The organism is Alistipes sp. An31A, assembly GCF_002159425.1.
GTDB classification, from domain to species: domain Bacteria; phylum Bacteroidota; class Bacteroidia; order Bacteroidales; family Rikenellaceae; genus Alistipes; species Alistipes excrementigallinarum.
Genome location: NZ_NFIO01000010.1, coordinates 84,660 through 91,103, shown reverse-complemented (window position 1 = coordinate 91,103; position 6,444 = coordinate 84,660). Strand labels below are relative to the sequence as shown.

The following is a 6,444-nucleotide window of genomic DNA, read 5'->3' as shown; positions in this document are numbered from 1 at the left end:
GACGGAGCGGAGAGGGGACGGAGCGGAGAGGGGACGGAGCGGAGAGGGGACGGAGCGGAGAGGGGACGGAGCGGAGAGGGGACGGAGCGGAGAGGGGACAGGAACGGGACAGGAACGGGACAGGAACGGGACAGAAACGGGACAGGAACGGGACAGGAACGGGACAGGGACAGGGACAGGAACGGGACAGGAACGGGACAGGAACGGGACAGGGACAGGGACAGGGACAGGGACAGGGACAGGGACAGGGACAGGGACAGGGACGGGGACAGGGACAGGGACAGGGACAGGGACAGGGACGGGGACTGGAACGGGGACGGGACGGGGACGGGACGGGGACGGGACGGGACGGGGACGGGGCAGAGCGGAGAGGGGTCGGAGCGGAGAGGAGACAGAGACGAGAAGGAGCTGGTCCGGGCCGGGCCGCCGGGCACAAAAAAGCGGCACCGTACCCAAAGGACGGGCCGCCGAAAAAGGCCTTCGGCAAAAGGACGCCGATAAAAGGACGCCGATAAAAGGACGTCGGCGAAAAGGTGTCGGCAAACCGTGGCGCCGGAACGGGCTGCGAAACGCCCGCCGCAGGGCGCCGGAACGGGCATCCATACCCATACCCCGGCAAAACCTGCCGTCCGGCGAGAAGGGGCCGGAGCCGAACAACCCCGGGCGGCCCCGGCCTCACCGCCGCTCCGTCCTCCCGGCCGCGGTTCGGGGAAAGGTTCATTCGGGGAACCGGCGGCCGGAGGCGGAATGCGGCGACGCTACGCCTTCTCGTGAACGGCTTCGCGCTGCGTCGACCCCTTGCCGGCATGCGCGCCTTCGGCCGCAGGGGCATCCTGCGCGTGGCACTGCGCCGAACGGCAGTGGCCCGTGTGGGTGAAGATGCGGCTCGCCTGGTGCTCGTTGCGCTCGAACTTCAGGCGCGACTGGGTCGGGTACTCCAGCTTCTCGAACTCCGCCACCGCATTGCGGATGTCGGCCAGCAGCATGTCGGCCATGTCGCGCGACATGCCCTGACGCACGACGATGCGCATGACTATCATCTGCTCGATGTCGCGCGGCATCGTGTAGGCGGGCACCATCCAGCCGCTCTGCTGCAGCGCCGCCTGCAGGTCGAAGAGCGTCCAGCGCGCCCTCTTCTCATAGTCGGGGTCGAGGTGCCAGATGAAAATCGGGTTGGTCACCTCGTCCGAATAGTTGGCGAAGCACTTCATGCGGCCGATGGCCTGGTGGCAGTAGCGCGCCACGTCGAGCGAGTTCTGCTGCACCTCGCGGTAGCCCTCGAAGCCCAGACGGATGAAGTTGTAGTACTGGCCAAGCACCTGCGCCGCGGGACGCGAGAAGTTGAGTCCCACCTGCGTGATTTCGGCGCCGAGGTAGTTGACCGAGAAGGCCATCTCGTCGGGCAGGTAGCTGCGGTCGCGCCAGACGGTCCACCCCAGACCCGGATAGACCAGGCCGAACTTGTGGCCCGAGGTCGAGATGGAGCAAACCCACTTGAGGCGGAAGTCCCACCGCTTGTGCGGATTGAGGAACGGGAGCAGGAAACCGCCCGAGGCGGCGTCGACGTGAATCGGAATCTCGTAGCCCGTGCGGCGGTTGAAGGCGTCGAGCGCCTTGTCGAGCGCCTCGACGTCGTCGTCCAGCCCCGACCACGTAACGCCCATGATGGGCACCACGCAAATCGTGTTCTCGTCGCAGAGCTCCAGCGCGCGGTCGACGTCGAGCGTCGGCGACTGGGGCGTCAGAGGCACCGTGCGCAGCTCAATCTGCCACAGCTGGCAGAACTTCTCCCACACCACCTGATAGGCGGCGCTCATCACCAGATTGGGCCGGTCGCAGGGCTTGTGGGCCTGCTGGCGGCGCTTGCGCCACCGCAGCCACGCCGCCACGCCGCCCAGCATGCAGGCCTCCGACGAGCCGATGCCCAGCGCTCCGGTCTTCCACGGACCCTTCTCGGGCGTGTTCCACAGGTTGGCGATGATGTTGATGCAGCGGCCGCTCATCACGGCGATGCGCGGATACTCCGTCTCGTCGATGTAGTTGACGTTGATGGCCTCGTTCATCAGCCGCGTGGCGTAGTCGTCCATGTAGGTGGTGACGAAGGTGGCCAGATTCAGGCGCGGCTGCGTCTGCGAGAAGGTCTCGTCCTTGACCAGCTGGTAGGCCACTTCGGGGGCCGTGCGCTCCTTGGGGATGAACTCCGTGGGCGCCGGCGAGCGCATCTCCTTCGTGCCGAAGATTTCGGCCGGGGATTCGTCGTGTCTGTTTCCTTTCATAAACATGTTCTTCGAGTTTTGTTGGTTGACGCCCGTTCCGGTGCACGAATTATGCCACATCGGGCGACGAGCGGCTCCCTTTCGATGAACAAAAGCGACGGAGCGGGTTGTCCCGATGCGAATTGTTTCGTAACTTTACGGCTCCGAAAATACCCTTTTGCGCATGACCGCAGCCTTCAACATCTTCCTGCTCGTCATGGCCTTCCTGGCCCTGATTGTCTTCATCGCCCTGCACTTCTTCGAGGCGGGGTACGGCTATCTGTTCAACCCCCGCTACGGGCCTCCCGTTCCGAACAAGGTCGGATGGGTGCTCATGGAGTCGCCCGTCTTCATCGCCATGGCCGTCCTGTGGGCCCTCTCGCCGAGGATGTGGGAGGCCGCGCCGCTCGTCCTCTTCCTGCTCTTCGAGGCGCACTACTTCCAGCGCTCGTTCATCTTCCCGCTGCTCATGCGCGGCAAGTCGAAGATGCCGCTGGGCATCGTCCTCATGGGGATGCTCTTCAATACGCTCAACGCCCTGATGCAGGGCGGATGGATTTTCTACGTCTCGCCCGAGGGCTACTACGACGGGTGGTTCTCGCGCCCCTTCATCTACGTGGGCGGAGCGCTCTTCGTGGCCGGCATGGCCATCAACCTCCACTCGGACTACATCATCCGCCACCTGCGCCGTCCGGGCGACACGCGCCACTACATCCCGCGCGGCGGCATGTTCCGCTACGTCTCGTCGGCCAACTACTTCGGCGAGCTGCTCGAATGGACGGGCTTCGCCATCGCCTCGTGGTCATGGGCCGGCGCCGTCTTCGCCTGGTGGACCTTCGCCAACCTGGCCCCCCGCTCGGCGTCGCTCTACCGCCGCTACGAGCAGGAGTTCGGCGAGGAGTTCACCCGCCTGGGCCGCAAGCGCATCATCCCCTTCATCTACTGACACGAACCAAAAACAGCTTCCACGATGGAATCCAAACTCTTCACCCCCTATAAGCTGGGCCCCGTGACGCTCCGCAACCGGACCATCCGTTCGGCCGCCTTCGAGTCGATGGGCAAGGACTTCGGCCCCACCGAGCAGCTCAAGCAGTACCACGTGAGCGTGGCGCGCGGCGGCATCGGCATGACCACGCTGGCCTATGCGGCCGTCAGCCGCAGCGGCCTCTCGTTCAACAAGCAGCTGTGGCTGCGCCCGGCGATTGTCCCCGCGCTGCGCGACATCACCGACGCCATCCACGCCGAGGGTGCCGCCGCCGGCATCCAAATCGGCCACTGCGGCAACATGACCCACTACTCCACCGCCGGGCAGATACCCATCGGCGCCTCGACGGGCTTCAACCTCTACGCCTACACCCCCGTGCGGGGGATGCGCCGGAGCGAAATCGAGGAGGTGGCGCGCGACTTCGGCCGCGCCGTCCACACGGCGGCCGATGCCGGGTTCGACTCGGTGGAGGTGCACGCCGGCCACGGATACCTCATTTCGCAGTTCCTCTCGCCCTATACGAACCACCGCCGCGACGAATACGGCGGCTCGCTCGAGAACCGCATGCGCTTCATGCGCATGTGCCTGACCGAGGTGATGGAGGCGGCCGCACGCCGCAACATGGCCGTGCTGGTCAAGCACAACATGTACGACGGCTTCAAGGGGGGCATCGAGATACCCGAAAGCATCGAAATCGCCCGCGAAATCGAGCGCTTCGGCGTCAACGGCATCGTCCTCTCGGGGGGCTTCGTCTCGAAGGCGCCGATGGCCGTCATGCGCGGCCTCATCCCGCTCTATACGATGAGCTACTACTCCCCCTGGTGGCTCCGCTACTTCATCCGCTGGTGCGGCCCCTACATGATTCGGCAGTTCCCCTTCAAGGAGTGCTACTTCCTGGAGGATGCCGTGAAGTTCCGCGCCGCGCTGAAGTGCCCGCTCGTCTACGTGGGCGGACTGGTCAGCCGCGAGGGCATCGAGCGGGCGCTGGGGGCCGGCTTCGAGCTGGTGCAGATGGCCCGCGCACTGGTCAACGACCCGGCCTTCGTCAACAAACTGCGTGCGGGCGACGCCTCGACGCGCAGCGAGTGCGACCACCGCAACTACTGCATCGCGCGGATGTACTCCGTCGACATGAAGTGCTGCAAGCATTGCGACAACCTGCCGCGCAAAATCGTCGAAGAGCTCGCCAAACTGCCATGAAACGGGGAGAGGTAACCAAGGGCAGCGCCTGGGCGCTGGTCACCGGGGCCGGTTCGGGCATCGGGCGCTGCTTCGCGCTGCGGCTCGCCCGGCTGGGCTACCGGCTTGTGCTGGTGGGCAACGACCTGCGCAAGCTCGAGTGCGTGCGCGCCGAGCTCCGGGCGCTCGACGCCGCCGAGGTGCGCATCATCTCCTGCGACCTGGCCCGCGCCGAGGCGGCGCAGGAGCTCTACGACAGGCTGCGTGCGGCCGGCATCGCCGTCGACGTGCTCATCAACAATGCGGGCATCTTCTCGTTCCGCGACATCATCCGCACGCCGGCCGAGCGCATCGAGCGCGTCATCATGCTCCACTGCCTCACGGCCACGCAGCTCTGCCGCCTCGTCGCCCGCGAGATGGCCGCCCGCAACGGCTTCGCGGCGGAGCCCGGGCCGGAGAGCGACGCCGACCCGGCAATGAGGACGACGACGGAGGGCGATGCACCGACTACCACCGGCGACGCACCGGAGACCTGCTCCGCACCGGCGGCAAAAGGCTCGGCACCGGCGGCAAGTGCGGCGGCAGGTTCCGCACCGGCAACCACCGGCGATGCACCGGCAACTTCGCCGGCCCCGCGGCGCCGCTTCCACATCCTCAACATGGCCTCCTACTCGCTGTGGATGCCCTTCCCGGGGCTGACGCTCTACAGCGCCTCGAAGGCCTACCTGAAGTGCTTCTCGGTCGCCTTCGCCAAGGAGGTCCGCGAGGCGGGCATCCGCGTGACGGCCGTCTGCCCGGCCGGCGTGGCGACCGACCTCTACGGCCTCACGCCGCGCTGGCAGCGCATCGGGCTGCGCATGGGCGTGCTGATTTCGGCCGACTGCTGCGCCCGGCGCGGGCTGTGGGCCCTCTGGCACGGGCAGCGCTGCACGGTCCCCGACTGGTGGAACCGGCTCTGGATACCCCTCTGCAAGCTGCTGCCGATGTGCCTCATCCGCCCAATCCGGCGATTTACCATGAAATTCCAGAAATAACGACACCTTGAATACCCCAACGATACCCCAAACAGCGCCGCACCCCATGGAGGAGATTGACAGCGTTGTCTTCGACCTCGGCGGCGTGCTGGTCGACCTCGACGCCGAGCGCTGCATCGACGCCTTCCGGCGCCTCGGCATGCCGCAGATTGCCGAACTCATCAACCCCTACCACCCGGCGGCGATGATTGGCGAGATGGAGCACGGCCTCATCACGTTCCACGAGGCGTGCGAGCGGATGCGCGCCGCCAGCGGCCGCCGCGAGGTGACCGACCGCCAGATTGGCGAGGCCTACGGCGAGTTTCTGGTCGGCGTGCCGGCCGCCAAGGTCCGCCTCATCGAGGCGCTGCGCCGCCGCGGCGTGAGGACCTACGTCCTCTCGAACAACAACCCCTCGTCGATGAAGCTGATTCGCCGCATGTTCGCCGAGGCGGGCTGCCCGATGGAGCGGCTCTTCGACCGGGTCTACCTCTCCTACGAGCTCCGCGAGCTGAAGCCCTCGGAGGCCATCTTCCGCAAGATGATTGCCGACAGCGGCATGGAGCCCGCCCGGACGCTCTTCATCGACGACTCGGAGCGCAACGTCACGGCGGCCCGCGCGCTGGGCTTCCAGGTCTACATGCCGGCGCCGCACGAGGATTTCAGCCACCTGTTCGACGGCCTGCTGCGATAGCGGGCTGGCGCGACGGGCCGCTGCGATAGCGTGCCGCCTCGACGGGCTGACGCGATAGCGGGCAACTTCGACGGGCTGGCAGTTTCGACGGTCTGCTTCAGAAGTGCGATGCTCCTCCGGACGCAATACCTGAGGGCGGGCGGTCCCTCCGGCGGCGGTCCTCCGGGCTACAATGCCTCCGCGGCAGCGGGAGCACGGCAGTTCTGCGGGCTTCCGGGCGGCGGTTCCTTCGACGGTGATGCCCCCTTCGGGCGACAATGCCTCCGCGGCAGCGGGAGCGCGGCGATTCTGCGGGCTTCCGGGCGGCGGGCCATTCGG

Annotated in this window: 5 protein-coding genes; 4 read left to right on the top strand and 1 reads right to left on the bottom strand. The window is 66.7% G+C overall.

Annotated features, from left to right (window positions below; translation table 11 throughout):
- Positions 1 to 758: 758 nt before the first annotated feature.
- Positions 759 to 2,276, bottom strand: coding sequence for a glutamate decarboxylase (locus B5F90_RS09000; protein WP_087362475.1), 1,518 nt, complete (start codon positions 2,274 to 2,276; stop codon positions 759 to 761).
- A gap of 163 nt (positions 2,277 to 2,439) precedes the next feature.
- Between B5F90_RS09000 and B5F90_RS08995 the strand changes: the two genes are divergently transcribed.
- Genes B5F90_RS08995 through B5F90_RS08975 form a run of 4 tightly spaced genes read left to right on the top strand, consistent with a single transcriptional unit; the run spans position 2,440 to position 6,126 of the window.
- On the top strand, positions 2,440 to 3,201 hold the full coding sequence (locus B5F90_RS08995; RefSeq protein WP_087362466.1) for a DUF1295 domain-containing protein: 762 nt from the start codon (positions 2,440 to 2,442) through the stop codon (positions 3,199 to 3,201).
- Between the two features lie 24 nt (positions 3,202 to 3,225).
- On the top strand, positions 3,226 to 4,440 hold the full coding sequence (locus B5F90_RS08990; RefSeq protein WP_087362465.1) for an NADH:flavin oxidoreductase: 1,215 nt from the start codon (positions 3,226 to 3,228) through the stop codon (positions 4,438 to 4,440).
- The gene (locus tag B5F90_RS11185; protein ID WP_239307779.1) at positions 4,437 to 5,453 is read left to right on the top strand and encodes an SDR family NAD(P)-dependent oxidoreductase; all 1,017 of its coding nucleotides are present in this window, start codon (positions 4,437 to 4,439) and stop codon (positions 5,451 to 5,453) included. Before B5F90_RS08990 ends, B5F90_RS11185 begins: the two co-directional genes overlap by 4 nt.
- 46 nt (positions 5,454 to 5,499) lie before the next feature.
- Positions 5,500 to 6,126, top strand: a complete 627-nt coding sequence (locus tag B5F90_RS08975) for an HAD family phosphatase (protein ID WP_087362464.1) — start codon at positions 5,500 to 5,502, stop codon at positions 6,124 to 6,126.
- Positions 6,127 to 6,444 lie beyond the last annotated feature (318 nt).